Below are 19,767 nucleotides of genomic sequence, written 5' to 3'. Positions count from 1 at the left end.
TCAGGGCAACGTGTAGCCCGGCAAGGCTCGTTGGCCGGAACGAAAGCCTCGGCGCCCCCTAGAACGCGCAGCCCCAAATTCGCGCGCGCAAACGCTACCATTCACAACCGTGCTTCGTCCAGCCAGCGCGCTTTGGTGATGCTGCGATACTTGCATGCGCGGAAGTTAGATTGCCATGAGTCTGCTGATAGGTAATCTTGCAACGGGCGTCGATCGACGGAGACCGGCGTGAGGACCTCTGAAGGCATGGAAATGCATTGCGTCGCGTGTCAGTCGACGATCGACCCAGGCGATAGCTGGTGCTCCAAATGCGGGGCCCCGGTGCGGCGCTCGGAGCCGGACAGCGAGCGCAGGTTCGTAACGATTCTCCGGGCCGACGTGATTGACTCGACAGAGCTCGTTGCCGAACTGGACCCGGAGGCGGCGGTCTCTCGCCTGGAGCCGGCTTTGGCCGCCATGAGGGGGGCGGTGCGTCAGTTCGGAGGCATCGTCAGCAAGGAGCTTGGGGACGGACTTGCGGCTGTGTTCGGCGCTCCGATCGCGGACGACAATCATGCTCCCCTGGCATGTCATGCGGCAATTGAATTGGTCCGGCGTGTTGCAGGTCTTGGCGATGCAGGGCTTCAGGTGCGAGTCGGCGTTCACTCCGGCAATGTTGTCGCATACATGGTCGCGAGCGAATTCTCCAAGGTCTACGAGATGGGGGGCCCCGCTCAGCATCTGGCGGCGCGGCTGGAGGCAGCGGCCGAGGCGAACCAGATCTACGTGTCGGAAGCCTGCCAGGCGCTCGCCGAAGGGCACGTCCGTTTCGAGTTTCTGGGGGGCAAGCTGCTGCGAGGCTTCACTCAGCCTGTGCCGGTGTATCGCATCGTGGGCGCAAGCGACCTGTCGAGCTGGCGGGTGCGACGGGCGCGCAGCGTTTCCCGGTTCGTCGATCGCACGACCGAGCGGGCACTCTTGGCGCGCGCCGCGGAGGGGACCGGGACGAGTCGGCAGACGGTTCTGCTGCTCGGCGATGCCGGAATTGGCAAATCCCGGCTGGCTCATGAATTTGCCCAGGGGCAAAAGGCAAACGGCTGGCGGTTGATCGACGCCGAATGCAGCCCAAATCTCCAGGGAGCTCCGTTCAGCACGCTCAAGCGGCTCTTGCTCGCCGCTTTGGAGGGGATCGCGCGGGACTCCGAAGGTCCGGCTGACCCCAGAGAAGATCTCTCGGAGATCCAGCAATGTGCACTCGACGCGGTGCTCGATCGGCCGATCTCCAATCCGCACTGGAGCGAACTGGAGCCTCACGCGCGGGGACGCGCGATCTCCGATGCAAGCTGTGCCATCATCGCGAGCATGGCCCATCGCCAGCGAACGTTGCTCCTGCTGGAGGATCTGCACTGGATCGACCGGGCGAGCGACGGCGTCGTGGCCACCATCGCTTCGCTTCAGGCATCAGGTCTTCTCGTTCTCCTCACCTCCCGCCCCAACGGCATGCCGGTCTGGATCACGCGCTGCCATGCCGAGATTGTCGCCATCCGGCCGCTCGACGACGAATCCGGGCTGGCCATGCTCGCCGACATGCTCGGCTCGTCCGCGGCGAATTCCGATCTGAAGACCCGGATCATTTCCCATACCGCCAATGTGCCTCTGTTCATCGAGGAGGTCTGTCGGGGACTGAAGGATAGCGGCACGCTGCGCGGCCAGTGGGGCGATCTCGCGCTCGTGCGCCCGATTGACGAGCTCGGCATTCCCAGCAGTATTCAGGGCGTGATCGCAGCGCGTCTCGATCGGGTTTCGAAGCAGGAGCGTTCCGTCCTGCAAATCGCGGCGGCACTCGGACCGCGGCTTGGCGTCGCAATGCTGCGGAAGATCGTGGAGCTACCCGAGCGGATACTGCAGGATTGTCTCGCGTCGCTCGATCGCGCCGAATTGCTGGTCAGGATCGACAGTGAGTTGGACGAGGCGCTCGAGTTTCGTCACGAAATGGTTCGTCACGTGACCTACGAATCGATGATCGAGAGGGTCCGCGACGATATCCACGCGCGCATTCTTGGGGCGCTGGAGAGCGACGAAAGCTCTGCCAATGAGCCCGATACGCTTTGCTATCACGCGGTGCGAGCCAGAAATTGGCCCAAGGCGTTCCACCACGGCAGAAACGCAGGACGCAAATGGCTCGGCCGCTCGGCTTTCGCGGACGCGGCAAATTATTTCGAGATAGCGATGAACTCCCTCGACAAGACGCCGGCGACGCCCTCGAGGGAGATCGACGCCATCGACCTGCGGATGGAGGCGCGGGCAACCTTCATTGCGTCCGGTCAGGTCGGCGAATGGTTGGACCTGGGAAAGGAGGCCGAACGGAGAGCCGACGCAATCGACGATGTCGGACGGAGGGTTGCCGCCATGACGGTAAGGGCCGGCGCGCAGAACTTCCATGGTGCCCCGGTCGAGGCGGTTGCGATCGGTGAGGAGGTCGTTGCTCTGGCGGAACGCTCGGGCAATCCCGGCTGGCGCAACCTCGCGCAATACGGTCTTGGGCAGGCCTATTTTCTGGCGGGCCGCTACCGCAATGCCAAGGAGATGCTGGCCACGGCCTGCGCCAATCTCACCGGTCCGGCAGCCAGTGCGCCGATTGGGACGACTCCGCAATCGCTGCTCGTTATCTGCTGCATGATGGGCAGCATCACCCACACCGTGATGGGCGAGTTCGACGCCGCCGAGCAGATCCAGCGACAAGCCGCTGCGATCGCGGACGAGACCGGCCGTCCTTATGACCGCGTTGCCGCGGCCTATAGCGGCGGCTGGCTGATGCTTGGCCGGGGCGATGCCGCAGCGGCCGCCGCCGTTCTCGAAGACGGCTTCGTGCTGGCGCAGAAGCACGGCATCCGCCTGTTCGTGCCGGTGCTGGCCTGCCATCTCGGCATCGCCTATCTCGAACAGGGGCAGTTCGACCGCGCTCGCCGCATGCTGACCGAGGCGCGCGAAGAGGCGCGCGCGGTCGGCTATACCTCGGCGGTGCTGCGCTCATCGATCTATCTGGCGCTGGCGAGCCACCAGCTCGGCGATGCCCAGGCGGCGCAGAACATGTTGCGCGAGGCGCGCCATACCGCGCGACAGCAGGGCTTTTCCGGCCTCGAGGCCGAGGCGCTGTTCGGAGAGGCCGTGGTGACGCCGCGATCGAGCGAGGAGAACCGCACCATCATCCTTGCCGCGCTGCGCGCCGCCATCGCGATCGCCTCCGAGAGCGGCGCCAGGCCGCTCCTGCATAAGGCTGAGGCGATGCTGAACGGCCTGCTCGCAGGCGGCGATCAGCCGGGCTGACGTCCCATCGCGTTGGCTCGCGATTTTGCTCGACGGGCGGAACAGATTCCATAAATTTTCCAAGGGTTTAGCTACTGTGCATGGGGTTGTTTTCGATTTTTGGGGTCAAGGCGGCCGCGCTGTGACGACAAGTCCCTTGCGCGGGCGGCAAGGTGGGCTACCGTCACCGTTCTAGCCGCATGAGCTAGGTGACGTTTGGACTGATCTTTTTTAGCATGTGATTGCATCGGCGCCGCGATGGCGCGACGCCCACCCGACGAGGCGGGGCCATGATCATAAAGGACCAGGCAGCACTGCTGGCGCCGGTCGAGCGCGACCTGCGGCTCGACCTTTTCCGCGGCATCGGGTTGTGGATGATCTTCCTCGACCACATCCCGCAGGACGTCGTGGCCTGGCTGACGCTGCGCAATTACGGCTTCAGCGATGCCGCCGAATTCTTCGTCTTCATCTCCGGCTATCTGGTCGGCTGGATCTACGGCCCCGTCGTCGCCGGCGGCTGGTTTCTCGCCGCGCTGAAGCGGCTGTGGCGGCGGGCGGCGGAAATGTACGTCGCCCACATCATGCTGTTCCTCTTGTTCACGGCACAGATCGCCCGCACTGCGCGCCGTTTCGACAATCCGATGTACGAGCACGAGTTCAACGTGTTCAATTTCCTGTCGCATCCGGACGAGCTGATCGGGCAGGCGATCCTGCTCAAGTACAAGCCGGTCAATCTCGACGTGCTGCCGCTCTACATCACGCTGGTGCTCGCTGCGCCCTTCATCGTCTGGTGCCTGGTGCGCCGGCCGAACCTGACGCTCGCCGCCTCCGCACTGCTCTACATGCTGTCGCGCCGGTTCGACTGGAACATCGCGTCCTATCCGCCGGGCACGACCTGGTACTTCAACCCGTTCTGCTGGCAGCTGATGTTCGTGTTCGCCGCCTGGTGCGGCGTCGGCCAGATCGACAAGATCCGCAAATGGGTGTGGTCGAGGACAACGATGACGGTGGCTGTGGCCTGGCTCGTCTTCGCGTTTGTGATCGTGATGACCTGGCACGTCCATGCGCTGGAAGCGCTGATCCCGAAATGGATGATCAAGGCGATCTACCCGATCGACAAGACCGACCTCGACATGCTGCGCTTCACGCATTTCCTGGCACTGGCGATCTGGGTGACGCATTTCGTCCCGCGCAAATGGAAGGCGCTGCACACGGTCTGGCTTCGGCCCGTCATCCTCTGCGGCCAGCATTCGCTACCGATCTTCTGCCTTGGCGTCTTCCTGTCGTTCTCCGCGCACTGGATTCTGACGCAATATACCAAGGGTGTCTGGGAGCAGCTCGCCGTCTCCTTCGCCGGCATCATCATCATGATCGGCGCCGCCTGGCTGCTCGATCGCGCCGAGCGGGTGCCGAGCTTGTTCGTCAAGGTGACGGAAGTCGAAGAGCCTGACGTCGCCATCGAGAGCGCACCGGCCCCGGCGGCTGCTCTCGCGCCTGCGAGCCGGTGAGGGGAGGGGTCCATGTCCAGACGTTTGCTAGCGATCGTCGGCGTTTTGCTCTTCCTCTCTGGCGGCGCGTCCGCTGAAATGCCGTCGCCGGAGGCGATGAACACGGCGCGCAAGCTCGTTGTCACGCTCAAGATCGCCGATCAATATCGCGCGGTGCTGCCGCAGCTCCTGCTCAAGCTGCGGCCGGTGGTGGCGCAGGACAGGCCGGAGATCGAGCGCGACTATGACATGATGACGGCGCCCGGTGCCGAGATCTACGCGCCGTTCTTCACGGCCATGGTTGAGCAGATCGCCGCCGTCTATGCCGCAAGCTTCACCCTGGACGAGCTGCGCCAGATCGAGGCGTTCTACGCCCAACCGGCCGGACAGAAGTTTCTGGCGCAGTCGGATGCGCTGGCACAGGCAAGTGCGCAAATCGGCCAGGACGTCAGCCAGAAGGCCGCCGATGAATTGAAGCGGCGCCTGATCGAGGCGTTGCGCCAGAAGGGCCACAAGCTCTGACCCGCATGGGCTAGGCGAGAAAGGCGCGGAAGCGCCGCAGCGCGATCAGGAAGAAGACGATGCCGATCAGCGTGAGCGCGAGAAGCTGCGGCCAGACCGCCTCGAGGCCGGCGCCGCGGAACAGGATGGCCTGCGCGAGCATCACGAAATGCGTGTTCGGTGCCGCCACTGGACGAACTGCGGCATGCTCTCCCGCGGCGTCATGCTGCCGGACAGGGTTTGCAACGGCAGCAGGATCATGATCAGCAGCAGCCCGAACTGCGGCATCGACCAGGCAACTGTTGCGAGAAAGATGCCCATGCTGGTGGTCGGCCTGGTGTCTTGGTGGCGATGTCGATCTCGACTGCTTCGATGCGACCGTTGCCGCGGGCGAAGCTTGGCGGGAGCGGATTGGAATCGCGATGCTGCCAGTAGAAATAGCCGCCGCCGGCGAGAACGATGGCGATCGCGGCGAGGACGCGACCCGGTGTAAAGTTCATTTGTTCATAACGCCGCGCGGCGGCGCCCACATGTTGCGATACGGCGCCTGACCGCTGAGTGTGGGGCAAGCGCCTGCGTAACATGCAGTGATTTTCGCAGCGCAACTCGATGCAGATGAGATACCGGCTATTGCCTCTGCCCAAGGCTCAGGCAATCATCGACATGGAGCGACGCTGGTAACGCCGTATGCGGTCAAGATCTAGTGAATCGCCGCGTACATGATCTTCTCCTCCGTGGCCTCCAGCGCGGAGAATTCCTCCACGACCTTGCCCTGGCGCGAGACCAGGATGCGGTCGGACAGCGCCATGATCTCGGGCAAATAGGACGAGATGACCACCACCGCCTTGCCTTCGTCGGCGAGCCGGTTGATCAACTCGTGGATCTCAACGATGGCGCCGACATCGACGCCGCGGGTCGGCTCGTCGAAGATGATCAGGTCGGGCTCCTGCACCAGTGATTTGGCGATTACCACTTTCTGCTGATTGCCACCGGAGAGCTCGACCACCTTACCGTGGTCACCGATGGCCCGCACCTTGAGCCGCTCGATCCAGGTCCTGCCGACCGCATCGGTTTCCCGCCGCGACAGCATCATGCGTCCCCCAGGAAACTTCGAGAGCAGGCCGAGATAAATGTTGCGCGCGATCGAAGCCGTCTCGAAGAAACCCTCGACCTTGCGGTCTTCAGTCACATAGGCGATGCCGGCCTTGACTGCAGGCGCCGGCACCCGGTAGCGCACCGGCTGGTCGTGCAGCAGAATCTCGCCGCCGTGGAAGAAGTCCCGCTTGAGCACCCCGGCGACGATCTTGAAGGTTTCGGTGCGCCCGGCGCCGACGAGGCCGAACACGCCGGTGATCTGGCCCGAAAACACCGATAGCGAATTGTTCTTCACCATCGGTGCCATCTTCAAGTTTTGCACGGTGAGCACCCGCGCGCCGGCCGGCCGCACGCTGCTCTTTCGCGCACCATAGAGTGTATTGGAGAGGTCGCGTCCGACCATGGCCTGCACGATCGCCGCGCGGTCGAACCTGCCGACATCGTCGGTCACGACATGTTTGCCGTCCCGCAGCACCGTGATCCGGTCGGCGAGAAGCAGAGCCTCTTCCAGGGCATGCGAGATGAAGACGATCGAGACACCGCGCTTCTTGAGGTCGCGGACCAGGTCGAAGAAGTATTTCTTCTCCTCCGGCGTGAGCGATGCGGTCGGCTCGTCGAAGATGATGACTTTGGCGCGGTGCAGAACCGCGCGCGCGATCTCGACCATCTGCTTCTTGGCTGCACCGAGTCCACTGACGGTGGCGGTCGGCGTGACGTCGAAATTGAGCGATTGCAGGAACTGCTGGGCGGCGATGTAGATGCCGCGCAGACGATTGTAGAACTTCTCCTGCCCGAGAAACAGGTTTTGCGCCACCGTCATGGTCGGCACCAGGCTATTTTCCTGGAACACCATGGCGATGCCGAGATTGCGCGCCTCGAGTGGCGTCCTCGGCGCGACCTCGGCACCGTCGACCGTCATGGTCCCCGAGGTCAGCGTCACCACGCCAGCCATCACCTTGGTGAGGGTCGACTTGCCGGCGCCGTTCTCGCCGACCAATGCATGGATCTCGCCGCGGCGCAGGTCGAAGTCGACACCGTCGATGGCAGGCACGCCGGCGTAAAGCTTTGTCGCTTTGCGCAGCGAGAGTGCGATGTCGCTCATGTCCTGATCTCCTCGGCAAGGCCGGAAAGGGGCAATCGCAGGACACGGCCCGGCCCCTTGGCGATCAGGACGAGATCGTTGCCCATCTCCATGGCGGCGACGACGCCGTGATTGATACCGTCGACCCGGCTGTGCAGCGAATAGAGCGGATAGCCGTCGGCATCGAGACGGATGACAAGGCCGTAGGAGCGCGGTGGCGCCCACGGCTTGATCACGCCCATGGTCTTGATGTGCGCGCCCTGCATCGGCTCCTTGAACGAACGCCCGGAGCGCAGACGTGGCGCGACCCAATACGCCGGATCGATCTCCGCCATCATGCGGCGCCGATAGCCCGGTTCACGCAACACGAACTCGACGAGCTGGGTCCGTGCGGTGAAGGCGGTGAGCCAGTAACCGCCGCCTGAGGCCTTCGATAGCCGCGAGGGATAGACGGGAAGATGAGCGAGCACGATCTTCGGTGACGCGCCGGCTCCGACGAGAACAAGGCGATGACGCCAGCTCTCGCTGACGAGCACAGCGTTGCCATGCGCGCAGGCTCCGAAGGCGTAGCCGAGCCCCTGGGCCATTCGTGTCACGGTCTTGGCGGCGGGATCCAGCTTGAATACGCGGCCGGTCCGATTGAGCTCCAGCAGGTCGCGCGCCCAATCGTCGACACCTGAGGTCGCCGAGCCGTCCGTCGCGATCAGCGTGTTGTCATTCGCCAGCGTCAGCGCATTGATCGCGTTGAACGCGGTGTCGGCGAAAGTCGCGCTTGGCTGGTCCGCCGAGGGGCTCGCGTAAAAACGCACCTCGCGTCCTCCGAGCGCGACGGCAAGGCCGCCGCCGGGAAGGCCACAGAGCGCCGAGATCGGCTGCTCGAAGCTGCGCAGCTCCGATGCGGTGCCGCCTGTCAGGCACATCAGCCGCCGGCCGTCGGCGATGAAGAGGCTGCTTCCATCGGCGGCGAGGTCTTCGGGAGCCTCGCATGTCAGCAAGATCTCGGCCGATTCCAGCTTCTGATTGGGCTTCAATGCACCGTCGAAGGACGGTACGGTAATGGTGGCGTCGCCGCGGCCGAGAAAGCGGTTGGCGAAGTCCCTCACGGCAGCGATCACGACTGCTTCCCCCACCTTTTGTCATACTGGACGAAGTTCGGATCGGCGTTGTCCAGCTTGTAGCGGCCGATGCGGTTGTTGAGGATACCGCCGAGGTAGAGGTACCCGCGATGCTCGCGCATCGAGGTTATCATCGGATGATTCTCGCCGTGCAGGTCCCAGAACGACTCGACAATCTTGCCCTGCTCATTGAACTTGACCACGCAGCCGGTGTTGATGTTGGGGAATAGCCATTCGTCGACCGGCACGCGCTTGGCCATGCGGCGACGGAAGCCCGGCATCTTCCAGGCGAGGTCGAGCGAGGGGCTGCGCATGCCGACCAGCGCGAGCCAGTAATTGCCGTCGGAGGCGAGGTTGATGTTGTCAGGGTAGCCCGGCAGATTGTCCATGACCACCTCGACCTGCCCCTTCTTCGGCCCCGCGAACCAATAGCGCTTGATCGAGCAGCCGAAGGTTTCGGCGAACAGGATCGACTGGCCATCACTGGCGACGCAGATCCCGTTGGGGAATTTGAGGCCGCGCAGCTCGGTGCGCGTCGTGCCGGTCTTGGTATCATAGCAGATGATGCGGCCGTTGCCGCGTGCCTCTAAGCCGTCGACCGGCCACTCGTCCATCTCGTACCGGACTGTCGCTTCCGAGAAGAAGATCAGGCCGTCATCGGTAATGTCGAGGTCGTCGGCGAGCCGCAGCCGGCTGTCGTCGTTGACCGAGCGCATGCTGCGGTTGGTCTCGTCGGTTGCCTTTTCCACCGTGCCGCCGGGCGTGATGCGATAGAGCCCCATGCCACCGATGCAGACGTAGAGATTATCCTCGCGGTCGAAGGCCATGCCGAGCGGCTGGCCGCCGATATGGGCAAACACCTCCATTTTTTGATAGTCGGGTGCCAGGAAGCGCATGATGTCGCCGTGGCGCGAGCCGGCATACAGATTGTCGTGGCGGTCGAGGATGACGTCCTCCGGTGCCTCGATACGCCCGAGGCCGATTGCTTCGACGTCGCGCAGCTTGTCGTTCTGCTCGAATGGCCCGCCCTGACCGATCTCGGTCGGTGGCGGGGGCGGCAGCTCGTGATAGGTCGGCGCGACATAGACCTTGCTGATGATGCGCGTGCGGTTCTTCTGCCAGCGGATGTCGACCATCGCGGCGACGAGCAGGATGCCGGCGAGCGCCATGCGGTTGACGCCGCCGCGGGCGTTCATCGTCGTCAGACCGTTGGTGATCAGGAGCACGATCAGCACGCCGACCGCGGATTTTGCAACCGAACCTTTGCCGCCGCCGAGCGTGATCCCGCCGAGCACGGTCGCAGTCAGCACGATCACCTCGAGACCAACGCCGATGTCGCCGCCGACCGTGCCGAGCCTGGAGGCGAAGAACAATGCGCCGATGCTGGTCAGCGCGCCGCTCGCGACGTAGCAGAGCGCGATCGTGCGGCGGACCGGAATGCCCGAATTGTAGGCCGAACGGCGCGAGCCGCCGATCGCGGTGATGTGCCAGCCCGGCCGCAGCCGCGTCATGAAGATATGGCCGAAGACGGCGATGACGATATAGGCCAGCGCCACTGTGGGAATGCCAAGGACAGAACCGGCGCCGATGAAATCCCAGGACGGGATATCGGGAAAGGCTGATGCGATCGCGTTGGAGTAGCGTTGGATCAGAAGATCGTAGGCCGAGCGGTAGATGATCAGCGTAATCAGCGTGGTGATGAAGGCGCGCAGCCGCAGATATCCCACCAGGATGCCATTGACGGCGCCGAGCAGCGCGCCGCAAAGCAGCGTGGCGAGGACGACCGCCGGGACTGACCAGCCCGCGACGTCGAGCAGATAAAGCGCGCAGAAGTCCGTCAATGCGAAGATCGATCCAACCGAGAGATCGATGCCGCCTACGATAACGACCAGAGCAAGTCCGAGCGCAATGAAGCCGATCTCTCCGGCCTGGCGCGCCGTGTCGGCGAGGCTTGCCGGCGACAGGAAGTTGTCGATGGACCGGCTGAACGCGAAGCCGACAATCAGGAGAAGGATGACCGGGATGGCTGTCTCGGTCCATCGCTTGGACAGAATTTCACCGAGGAGATGATCAGGCCAGTAGCGGTAGCGCAGGCGTGTGATGGTATCGCGCATCGGCATTCCAATAGGGCATGGAAACGACAGAGAGCGAGGTCCCCGGGCCTTGATCCCGGGGACCACGAGCGTCAGCGCGGACTATTTCTTGAGGTCGCTGAGATTCCAGCATGACGTCTGGCTATCAGCGTTCTCTTTGGTGATCGGGATCAGCGTGGTGTATTCCGAGCCCTTGATCGACCCGGGCTTGGCGCCCGACGACAGCAGCCACTTGATCGTACCGGCCATCTGGGCGGCCTGGGTCGGCACGTCGTAGCTCAGATTGAGGTCGAACGCGCCTGACTTCACCAGCTCGCAGGCGCCTTTGCGTTCACCGCCACCCGATGTGGCCAGGAACACTTTGCCGGTCAGGCCGGCTTCTTTCACCGCTGCGGCGGTGCCGATGTCCATACCGTCCCAGAAGCCGACAATGCCGCAGAGATCGGGGTTCTGCTTCAGCACGGTCTGGGTGATCGCCTTTGCCTTGGCGGCATCCCAGTCGGCGGCCTGGCTCGACACCACCTTGATCTCGGGATGCTTGGCGAGAACGTTCTCGACGCCCTTCAGCGTATAGGCGCTCGCTGCAGCCGAGAGTGCGCCTTGCACGATGGCGATCTTGTTCGACTTGCCTTCGCAGGCCTTGACCACCGCCTCGGTGTCCCGCTCGCCGATCTCGATCCAGTTGGCGCCGACGAAGGCGGAGCTCCGATAGGCCGAGCCCATGTTGATCTGGATAACGTAGATGCCTTCGTTCTCCGCGCGCTGGAGCAGCTTCGCATAGGTCTGCACGTCGGGATTATGGACCACCATGACCGCCGGTTTCTCGGAAATCAGCGAGGTGACGGCCTGGGCGCCGGCATTGGTGTTCCAGTTCGCATCGCGGATCACGAACTTGACGCCGAACGGCTCGAGCTCCTTCTTCAGCCCGGCGTACCAGCCCTCGGTAAGGTCGAAGTTCATGGCAACAGGCACATAGGCCACGGTCTTGCCGGTCAGCGCTTCCTTGAACGGCTTCTGGAACGGCTCGTCCAAGCCCTGTTGGGCCAGAGCCGGTCCGGCCAGCGCCGTGAATGCCAGTACGGCCAGAGCCGTCCTTGTCGGATTGGCGAAATTCTTCATTGCTTCCTCCTTGGTTATCATTATCGTTCTTGTCGGTCGTTCAGATGTCGCCCTGCTGTGCCGTTTCTTCGTTGCGCGGATTCAGGAAAGAGTCCGTGATAACGGCGAGCAGCAGGACCACGCCCTTGATGAGGTTTTGCCCGGCGTAGGACATGTCCATGATCGTCATGCCGTTGAGCATGGTACCGATCAGCAGGGTACCGATGATGACGTTCAGCACGCCGCCGCGGCCGCCCGACAGGCCGATGCCGCCGAGCACGACCACCAGGATCACGTCGTAGATCAGCGTCGAGTTGAAGACGCGGGTCGGCATCGAATTGACGGAAGCGGCCATCACGAGACCGGCAAAGCAGCCGATCAACGCGGCAATCACATATTGCAGCACGATGATCGGGCGGGAGGGAATGCCGGTGACGCGCGCGGCATAAGGGTTATCGCCGATCGCATAAATGTAGGCGCCCCAACGGGTCTGACGCAGCAGGATGGCGACCACGATGCAAGCGATCGCGAACATTACGATCGAAGTGGGAATGCCCAGAATGGTGCCTTGTCCTAATCGCTCGAAGCCATTCATGCCCGCGCTCCATTGCACCACGTCGAGCTGGAACAACGCGGCCTGTCCCAGCCCGGCGAGCAACAGGCCGGTTGCGAGCGTCGCAAACAGCGAGGGGACCTCGGCATAGGCGATCAGCCAGCCATTGACGAGGCCGAAGGCAATCGTGAGCAGCACGGCGGTCAGCAGTGAAAATGGCAGCGAATGGCCGTTCTGTACCATCTGAAGGACCAGCCCGGGGGGCACGGCAAGCGCTGCGATCAGCGAGATGTCGATACCGCGGCCGATCACGACGATCGCCATGGCAAGGCCAAGGATGCCGAGCACTGCCACGTTTTGAAGCAGCGTCAGCATGTTCTCTGCCGTCAGAAAACCATTCAGGAAGATTGAGAAGACGAGAAAGAGTAGCGCAAAGACGGCGAAGACGATCTCTTGCTGATTGAGCCGAAAGCGCTTCATCATCTGGTCCTTCCTGCGTTCAATGCGAGCGCCATCCGCCTGAGCCGCGAGCGAGCGACGGTCCTGCGTCTTTGGGTGCGTTGGCTGCGCGACGCCGCGCTCACGAAGTGGTCCGCACCCAAGAAGTCCCGCTGCTTGGAGAGCGTAGGGGGCGTGCCGGCAACAGGTTGGAGAGCTGCGACCGCGGCTCGCGGCTTCTGCACGCAGAAGGAGTCGTGATGACGCTCCAGAATGCGCTTGCGCGGCGCTTCTGTCGACAACGCGTTCGTCCAAGGTCGTCGGCGCGCGAAACTCACGCTGCCTCCCCGATCTCTTCCAGGACCTTGTGCCGTTGTTGTTGGTCCAGGCGTGGGCTTTACACCCTTGTCGCCATTCCTAGCGCAGAGAGTGGCCGTCCGCAAAGAGAACGAAGCAGAATTTTCCGAAAGAGCCCGCGCGCGTTTTCCCGTGCCGCGCAATGTCGTGGGCTAACGTGCCTCGAATGCGGACAGGTCTATGATGAGTGCAAAGCGCCTCCTCACCAATACAGCCGCCATCATCCGTCACCCGAGACCTCGTCGGCCGGTGGTGCGCCGGGCCCGAATGTGCCTTGCCGAACCGACAATTCTTGCGTCATGGCGTCGCCGTGGCTGCAATTTGACGGGGCTGGCAGCGCCGACTACGGTTCGCGCAAACGTGAAAAGCACGCAGGGGAAAGGAAAATGTCGAGCGATATCACAGCGACCATCGCAAAAGCGCGCGAGCATTCGATCGGCGATCTCTTGCGCCGCTCCGCGGGCCGCGAGCCCGACAAGCCCGCGGTGAGCTGCGGCAGCGTGAGCTGGACCTTCGCCGAGATGGACGCGATCTGCAACCGGCTCGGCCGCGGCCTGCTCGGGCTCGGTATCAAGAAGGGCGACCGCCTCGCTGTGCTTTCGCGCAATTCGCATGCCTTTGCGGCGCTGCGTTTCGCGCTGGCGCGGATCGGCGCGGTGCTGGTCCCGATCAACTTCATGCTCAATCCCGACGAGATAAATTTCATTCTGAAAAGCTCTGGCGCGAAGTTGCTCGCGACCGGTCCTGATTTCGTCGAACCGGCGCGTGCCGCAAGCGCCAAGGATTGCGCGGTCGAAAAGATGATCTGGCTGCCGGGCGAGGATCTCGCCACGGTGCCAGCCGGTCTCACCACTTTCGACGATCTGCTTCATTTTGACGGCTCGGACCTGGAGACGTCGGTTGACAGCCGTGATCTTGCGCAGATCGTCTACACGAGCGGAACCGAATCCCTGCCCAAAGGTGCGATGCTGACCCATGAAGCTGTGATGTGGCAGTATGTCAGCTGCATCATCGACGGCGGCATGAGCGCGGACGACAGATTCCTGCACGCGCTGCCGCTCTACCATTGCGCCCAGCTCGACGTCTTCCTGGGGCCGCAGATCTATCTCGGCGCCTCCGGCGTCATCACGGGCAAGCCGACCGCCGACAACATCCTCGCACTGATCCAACAGCACAAGATCACCTCCTTCTTCGCGCCGCCGACGATCTGGATTGCGATGCTGCGTTCGCCCGACTTCGACAAGACCGATCTCTCGAGCCTGCAGAAGGGCTATTACGGCGCCTCGATCATGCCGGTGGAAGTCTTGCTTGAGTTGCAGCGCCGTCTGCCCGCCGTGAAATTCTGGAATTTCTACGGCCAGACCGAGATCGCTCCGCTCGCGACCGTGCTGCGCCCCGAAGACCAGCTGCGCAAGGCCGGCTCGGCCGGCAAGCCCGTGCTCAACGTCGAGACGCGGGTGGTCAACGCGTCGATGGAAGATGTGAAGGCCGGTGAGGTCGGCGAGATCGTGCACCGCTCGCCGCATCTGCTGTCGGGCTATTACAACGATCCCGTCAAGACCGCGGCAGCGTTCTCCGGTGGCTGGTTTCATTCCGGCGATCTCGCCACCGTCGATGAAGAGGGCCACATTACTGTGGTCGATCGCGTCAAGGACATGATCAAGACCGGCGGCGAAAATGTTGCCAGCCGCGAGGTCGAGGAGATGGTCTACCGCATCCCCGCGGTTTCGGAGGTCGCCGTCGTCGGCCTGCCCGATCCGCGCTGGATCGAGGCGGTCACCGCGATCGTCGTGGTCAAGGCCGGTGAGAAGCTCGACGAAGAGGCAGTCATCAAGCATTGCGCCGGCCGGATGGCGCACTTCAAGGTGCCGAAGCGCGTGATCTTCGTCGACGCCTTGCCGAAGAACCCGAGCGGCAAGCTGCTCAAGCGCGAGCTCCGCCAGCGCTTCGTCGGTGGCGAGACGCTTGACAAGGCGATCCGGAAGAATCTCGGGACGTGAGGGGTTTCTCCTCGACTCAATATTTCTTCACGTGGGCGCCAAACATCAGCCACAGCGCCATCGACGCGAGGCCAAAGCCGCCGAGCAGTAAAAAAGTTGGCCCGTAGCCGATCCATTGCGCGATCCAGCCTCCGAGTGCTGGGCTGAGGCTCGCGCCGACGCCCTGAACCGTGATCACCGCGCCCTGGCCGAGATTGATGCGGCCGGTGCCGTCGAGCGAGCGCGCGACCATGCCGGGGACGGCGACCGTCTGCAGTCCGGTGCCGATGCCGTCGAGCACCTGCATCGGCACGACGCCCCACCATCCCGTGACGAAAAACGCCAGCACGCCTCGGATCGGCAGAAACATGAAGGACACCAGGATCACCGGCCAGTAATTGCGCTTGCTTGCGGCCTTCATCGCGATCAGCGAGGTCGCGACCATGACGCCTTGCGCAATGACGACGGTGGTTGCAACGAAGCTCGGGCCGTTCGCCTGTTGCTGCGCGACCGCCGCAAGGCCATAAAGCGGGACGATCGCTGCGTTGCCGAGATGGAAAAGGGCGAGCGCAAGCGCCAGCACCAGGAGAGGTTTGTGCTTGAGGAGGACGGACATGGCATCCGGCGGGTTCTTGCTCTCATCCTCCTTGCTGCCGCGAGCCTGGCGATCGTCAATGGCTTTGGCTGATATCATCAGTACGCAAGCGATCGCGATGGCGCCGAACACGGCCGCCAGAACGAACACGGCGACATAGCCGAATTTGTAGCCGAGATAGCCCGACAGCGCCGCGCCGACCATGTTGCCGGCGTGGTTGAAGGCCTGGTTGCGCCCGTTCAGCGCGTTGAAGCCCTTTTGTTTGGCGATACCCAGCGTGATGCCGGTGACCGCCGGCACGATCGCCGCGCTCGCCAGCGACTGCGCGATCTGGGAGACCGTCACCGCCCAGAAATTCTGCGAGATCAGGATGATCGCAGACGCCAACACCACGCAGACGCCGGGGATGACGACCCACAGGCGCTTGTTGCGGCTGGAATCGATCAACCCTCCGATCGGCGTCGTGACCAGCATGCCCGCGACATTGCCGATCGTCAGCGCCGTACCGATCAAGCCCGTCGCCCATCCGCGCTCCTGGAGGAACACGCCGACGAACGGCCCGATGCCGGACTGCATGTCCGCCATGAAGAAGTTGACGGCGAACAGAGGCCAGATGCGGAAGGGGCGCGATGTCATCGATACGCTGAACGTGATGCTGCAGTTCGCATGTGGTCTCATGCGAACTGCCTGACAGGACCGGCGGTTTGCGCCGGGGTGGACCCGAAAGTAACCTGCGGTGTTCGCGATGGTTCCTCGGCCCTTGCGGTTCGGGGCTTGCGATCTCACTTCAGACCATCTGCTTTTCGCTTTGGATGACAACCATGCCTCTCTGGACCTGCGAAACCTGCGGCGCCCAATTCCCGGACAGCGGAAAGGTGCCCGCATCCTGTCCGATCTGCGAAGACGAGCGGCAATACGTGAATTGGCAAGGGCAGACCTTCCTGGCTCGCGAGACGCTCGCCGATCGTCACCGCCTCGTCTGGCGCGACGATCTTGGTCTCACCGGCATGGCGCTCGAGCCGAGCTTTGCCATCGGTCAGCGCGCGCTGCTGGTCGGCGATGGCGGGGGATGCGTGATGTGGGACTGCATTCCGCTGGCGACCTCGGAAGCGGTCGCGCATGTCAAATCGCTTGGTGGGCTGAGGGCGATCGCAATCTCGCATCCGCACTACTATGGCGCGCTCGCCGATTGGAGTGAGGCCTTTGGCGGCGTGCCGGTCTATCTTCATGCCGACGACCGCCGATGGGTGACGCGTCCACATCCCTCGATCGTGCACTGGAGCGGCGATCAGCGTCGCATCTCCGACGACGTCCTGCTGCTGCGGACCGGCGGCCATTTCGCGGGCGGGACCATGCTGCATTATGCGCGCGGCGCGCACGGCAAGGGTGCGTTGCTCACCGGTGATATCGCGCAGGTCACGATGGACCGTCGCTTCGTCAGTTTCATGTACTCCTATCCGAATTACATGCCGCTCAATGCAGCAGCGGTGCGGCGCATCGCTGCGGCCGTTGAGCCGCTCGCCTTCGACAGCATCTATGGCGCCTGGTGGGGGCGCAACATCGCCTCAGGCGCCAAGGCGGCCTTTGCAGCGTCAGTGGAGCGATACATCGCGGCCATCGCTTAAAGCGGGCGGCAGGCGGAATCGCACTTGCCTCCATCGAATAAATGGACTATTAGTACAGTTATTGAGCGCGACACCATGTTTGCTGGCCCGGCATAATCGATGCATCGTTGTTGCGGCGGGCGCGTTCTGCGGCCGCGGGCAGGAGTTGGATGATGACCGCGCAGCGCGACTACGAGATTTTCGAGGCCGGCGATGTCTCGCTTCAATCCGGCGCTGTCTTCCCGGCGATGAAGCTGGCCTACAAGACGTACGGCTCGCTGAATGCGGCCAAGGACAACGTCATCCTCTATCCCACCTCGTTCAGCGCGCAGCACTTCGACACCGAGTGGCTGATCGGGCCCGATGGCGTGCTCGATCCCCTCAGCTATTTCATCATCATCCCGAACCTGTTCGGCAACGGCCTGTCGTCATCGCCGTCCAACTTTGGCGGCGCGCCATTCCCGGAGCTTACCTATCACGACGCGATTGCGGTCCAGCATCGGCTGCTGACCGAACGCTTCGGCATCACTGAGCTCGCGCTGGTCTATGGCTGGTCGATGGGCGGCATGCAGGCCTATCACTGGGCCGCGCTGCATCCCGAGATGGTCGCGCGTGCGGCGGTCGTCTGCGGCAGCGCGCGCTGTGCGCCCTACAATCATGTCTTTCTGGAAGGTGTGAAGGCGGCGCTGACTGGCGATCCCGCCTTCCGCGACGGCCGCTTCGTCGAGAAGCCTGTCGCGGGTTATCGCGCCATGGGTCGCGTCTATGCCGGCTGGGCGATGTCTCACGGCTTCTATCGGGACGAGCTCTGGCGCGAGACGGGTTTCACCTCTCTGGAGGACTATCTCGTCCGCAACTGGGACACGACCTTTGCCCGGCGCGACGCCAACGATCTGCTGGCGCAGGCCGGCATCTGGCAGCGCGGCGACATCAGCCGCTGCGCGGCCTTCGGCGGCGATCTCGACCGGGCGCTGGGAGCGATCAAGGCCCACATGCTGCTGATGCCAGGCGCAACCGATCGCTATTTCGACGCCCGCGACAATGAGGATGAACTCGCAAGGCTCGTCAACGCGAAATCGGCCGTGCTCCATCCAATCCCGTCGCCGCACGGCCATCGCGCCGGTAACCCCATCAACAATCCGCGTGACAAGGCCTTCCTCAAGGCAGAGGTCGCAGCGCTTCTCGACAAGTAGGACAGGTCCCGACCATGACTGATGCGACCGTTTCAGAGCCCGGCCATCGCCTGAAGCCGCTGAGCCCGGCCATGCTGCGCGAGCTCTCGGTGCGCTCCAATCTCAGGGGCGCGGCGCAGAGCCTTGCTCACTACGGAATGATCGTGCTGGTCGGCGCGTCGATCTGGATGGTGTCTTCCCGTTATGGAATCATCTGGGCGCTACCGCTGGTGGCGGTGCAGGGTTATCTCGTCGCCTTCCTGTTCATGGCGGTGCATGAGACCGCGCACAAGACCGCCTTCAGGAGCCGCGGCCTCAACCTCGCGGTCGGCTATCTCTCGGCCTTCATCATTGGATTGCCGTACGAGTATTACTGCCTGTTTCATTGGGACCATCACCGTTACACCCAGGACCCCGAGAAGGATCCTGAACTGATCGTCGGCGTGAAGCCTGCGTCCGATACGCAGCTCGCGCTCGCCTACAGCGGACTGCTCCAGGTTGCCGGCCGCCTGTGGCTGATGCTCGGCCATGCCGTCACCGGCACGGTCGTCGTGCCCTGGATTCCCGAGAGCAAGCGCGCCACCATCATCGCTGAGGCGCGTGCCTACGTCGCGCTTTATACGCTGGTGCTCGTGCTGTCGCTGTGGTTTTCCTCGGCGCTGCTGCTCTGGGTCTGGATCGTGCCGCTGATAACAGGGCAATTGTTCCTGCGACCCTATCTCTACGCCGAGCACACCGGCTGCGAGCGCACCCGCAGCGCCTTCCAGAACACCCGCACCACCTATACCGGCGCGCTCGTCAGATGGATTGCGTGGAACATGCCATACCACGTCGAGCACCACGCCTATCCTTCGATCCCGTTTCACGCATTGCCGAAACTGAACCAGATCGTCGACGGCGAGATCGTCTATCGCGGCCGCGGCTATCTCAGAACCACGCGCGAGACCTTGGCCTGGTTTCGCCGGCATTGGCAAATCAGCTAGCTCGCACGCGACCTGCTCAACACAAAACTCCGGCCGCAGCGCGACCGGAGCTTTGTCGTGAAGGCGTGATATCAGTAGACGGTGTACCCGCAGACATTCACGATGCGCACGCGCAGCCCGTGGCGGGTCTGGACGACGCGCTCCTGGTAGCAATTGTTGATGCCGGTGTTGACGTACACACCGCCAAAGCCCCAGCCGGGACCCCAATAGTGGTGGAAGCCGTGAGCCGAAGCGGCGGTGGGCGCGAGAGCAGCGGCGCCGAGCGAACCGGCGGCGATCAGACCAAGAGCAAGCTTTCGAAACATCTTCATTCTCCAGTGTGGCGCGTGGC

The 19,767-nt window shown here is 63.3% G+C and carries 14 protein-coding genes and 2 pseudogenes; 7 read left to right on the top strand and 9 right to left on the bottom strand.

The genetic code is table 11. From position 1 onward, the window contains the following. The first annotated feature begins 252 nt into the window (after positions 1-252). The 3 genes from BM374_RS02190 to BM374_RS02180 all read left to right on the top strand — a co-directional run bounded on the left by BM374_RS02190 (position 253) and on the right by BM374_RS02180 (position 5,294). Positions 253-3,306: an ATP-binding protein gene (locus BM374_RS02190; protein WP_092290143.1), complete on the top strand. Its 3,054-nt coding sequence runs from the start codon at positions 253-255 to the stop codon at positions 3,304-3,306. A gap of 269 nt (positions 3,307-3,575) precedes the next feature. Continuing rightward, a complete protein-coding gene (locus tag BM374_RS02185) occupies positions 3,576-4,793 on the top strand; it encodes an OpgC domain-containing protein (protein WP_092288929.1) in 1,218 nt (405 codons plus the stop codon). 12 nt (positions 4,794-4,805) lie between these two features. Continuing rightward, positions 4,806-5,294 carry a DUF2059 domain-containing protein gene (locus BM374_RS02180; protein WP_092288928.1) on the top strand — a complete coding sequence of 163 codons (489 nt, stop codon included), beginning with the start codon at positions 4,806-4,808 and terminating at the stop codon, positions 5,292-5,294. A gap of 10 nt (positions 5,295-5,304) precedes the next feature. Here BM374_RS02180 and BM374_RS02175 read toward each other — a convergent pair. The 7 genes and pseudogenes from BM374_RS02175 to BM374_RS02145 form a co-directional block, all read right to left on the bottom strand. Beyond that, positions 5,305-5,603 (bottom strand): annotated as a pseudogene (locus BM374_RS02175) (ABC transporter permease); the annotation flags it as partial. Next, positions 5,603-5,773: pseudogene (locus tag BM374_RS40245) on the bottom strand (glycoside hydrolase family 43); the annotation flags it as partial. The pseudogenes BM374_RS40245 and BM374_RS02175, both read right to left, overlap by 1 nt. Before the next feature lie 200 nt (positions 5,774-5,973). Continuing rightward, the gene (locus tag BM374_RS02165) at positions 5,974-7,470 is read right to left on the bottom strand and encodes a sugar ABC transporter ATP-binding protein (protein ID WP_092288927.1); all 1,497 of its coding nucleotides are present in this window, start codon (positions 7,468-7,470) and stop codon (positions 5,974-5,976) included. Beyond that, positions 7,467-8,564 carry a hypothetical protein gene (locus BM374_RS02160; protein ID WP_177248046.1) on the bottom strand — a complete coding sequence of 366 codons (1,098 nt, stop codon included), beginning with the start codon at positions 8,562-8,564 and terminating at the stop codon, positions 7,467-7,469. Before BM374_RS02160 ends, BM374_RS02165 begins: the two co-directional genes overlap by 4 nt. Then, positions 8,561-10,684: an ABC transporter permease gene (locus BM374_RS02155; protein WP_092288925.1), complete on the bottom strand. Its 2,124-nt coding sequence runs from the start codon at positions 10,682-10,684 to the stop codon at positions 8,561-8,563. Before BM374_RS02155 ends, BM374_RS02160 begins: the two co-directional genes overlap by 4 nt. A 75-nt stretch (positions 10,685-10,759) precedes the next feature. Continuing rightward, positions 10,760-11,776 carry a sugar ABC transporter substrate-binding protein gene (locus tag BM374_RS02150; protein ID WP_092290142.1) on the bottom strand — a complete coding sequence of 339 codons (1,017 nt, stop codon included), beginning with the start codon at positions 11,774-11,776 and terminating at the stop codon, positions 10,760-10,762. 40 nt (positions 11,777-11,816) lie between these two features. After that, complete coding sequence (locus BM374_RS02145; protein ID WP_092290141.1) at positions 11,817-12,788, bottom strand: ABC transporter permease; 972 nt, start codon at positions 12,786-12,788, stop codon at positions 11,817-11,819. A 701-nt stretch (positions 12,789-13,489) separates the two neighbouring features. On the opposite strand from BM374_RS02145, the gene BM374_RS02140 reads away from it, so the two are divergent. After that, positions 13,490-15,103, top strand: a complete 1,614-nt coding sequence (locus tag BM374_RS02140) for an acyl-CoA synthetase (protein WP_092290140.1) — start codon at positions 13,490-13,492, stop codon at positions 15,101-15,103. Positions 15,104-15,119: 16 nt separating this feature from the next. Here the strand turns inward: BM374_RS02140 and BM374_RS02135 are convergent, their stop codons facing one another. Beyond that, positions 15,120-16,355, bottom strand: coding sequence for an MFS transporter (locus tag BM374_RS02135; protein ID WP_244552514.1), 1,236 nt, complete (start codon positions 16,353-16,355; stop codon positions 15,120-15,122). Between the two features lie 143 nt (positions 16,356-16,498). On the opposite strand from BM374_RS02135, the gene BM374_RS02130 reads away from it, so the two are divergent. The 3 genes from BM374_RS02130 (at position 16,499) to BM374_RS02120 (ending at position 19,436) form a co-directional block, all read left to right on the top strand. Beyond that, the gene (locus tag BM374_RS02130; protein WP_092290139.1) at positions 16,499-17,302 is read left to right on the top strand and encodes an MBL fold metallo-hydrolase; all 804 of its coding nucleotides are present in this window, start codon (positions 16,499-16,501) and stop codon (positions 17,300-17,302) included. Positions 17,303-17,454: 152 nt separating this feature from the next. After that, on the top strand, positions 17,455-18,474 hold the full coding sequence (locus BM374_RS02125; RefSeq protein ID WP_092290138.1) for an alpha/beta fold hydrolase: 1,020 nt from the start codon (positions 17,455-17,457) through the stop codon (positions 18,472-18,474). Between the two features lie 14 nt (positions 18,475-18,488). Next, positions 18,489-19,436 carry a fatty acid desaturase gene (locus BM374_RS02120; RefSeq protein ID WP_092288923.1) on the top strand — a complete coding sequence of 316 codons (948 nt, stop codon included), beginning with the start codon at positions 18,489-18,491 and terminating at the stop codon, positions 19,434-19,436. Positions 19,437-19,507: 71 nt separating this feature from the next. Here the strand turns inward: BM374_RS02120 and BM374_RS02115 are convergent, their stop codons facing one another. Next, the gene (locus BM374_RS02115) at positions 19,508-19,741 is read right to left on the bottom strand and encodes a hypothetical protein (RefSeq protein WP_092290137.1); all 234 of its coding nucleotides are present in this window, start codon (positions 19,739-19,741) and stop codon (positions 19,508-19,510) included. Positions 19,742-19,767 lie beyond the last annotated feature (26 nt).

Origin of the sequence: Bradyrhizobium sp. Ghvi, from assembly GCF_900115265.1 — a bacterium.
Lineage (GTDB): Bacteria > Pseudomonadota > Alphaproteobacteria > Rhizobiales > Xanthobacteraceae > Bradyrhizobium.
This window is presented reverse-complemented; position numbering and strand designations above follow the sequence as displayed.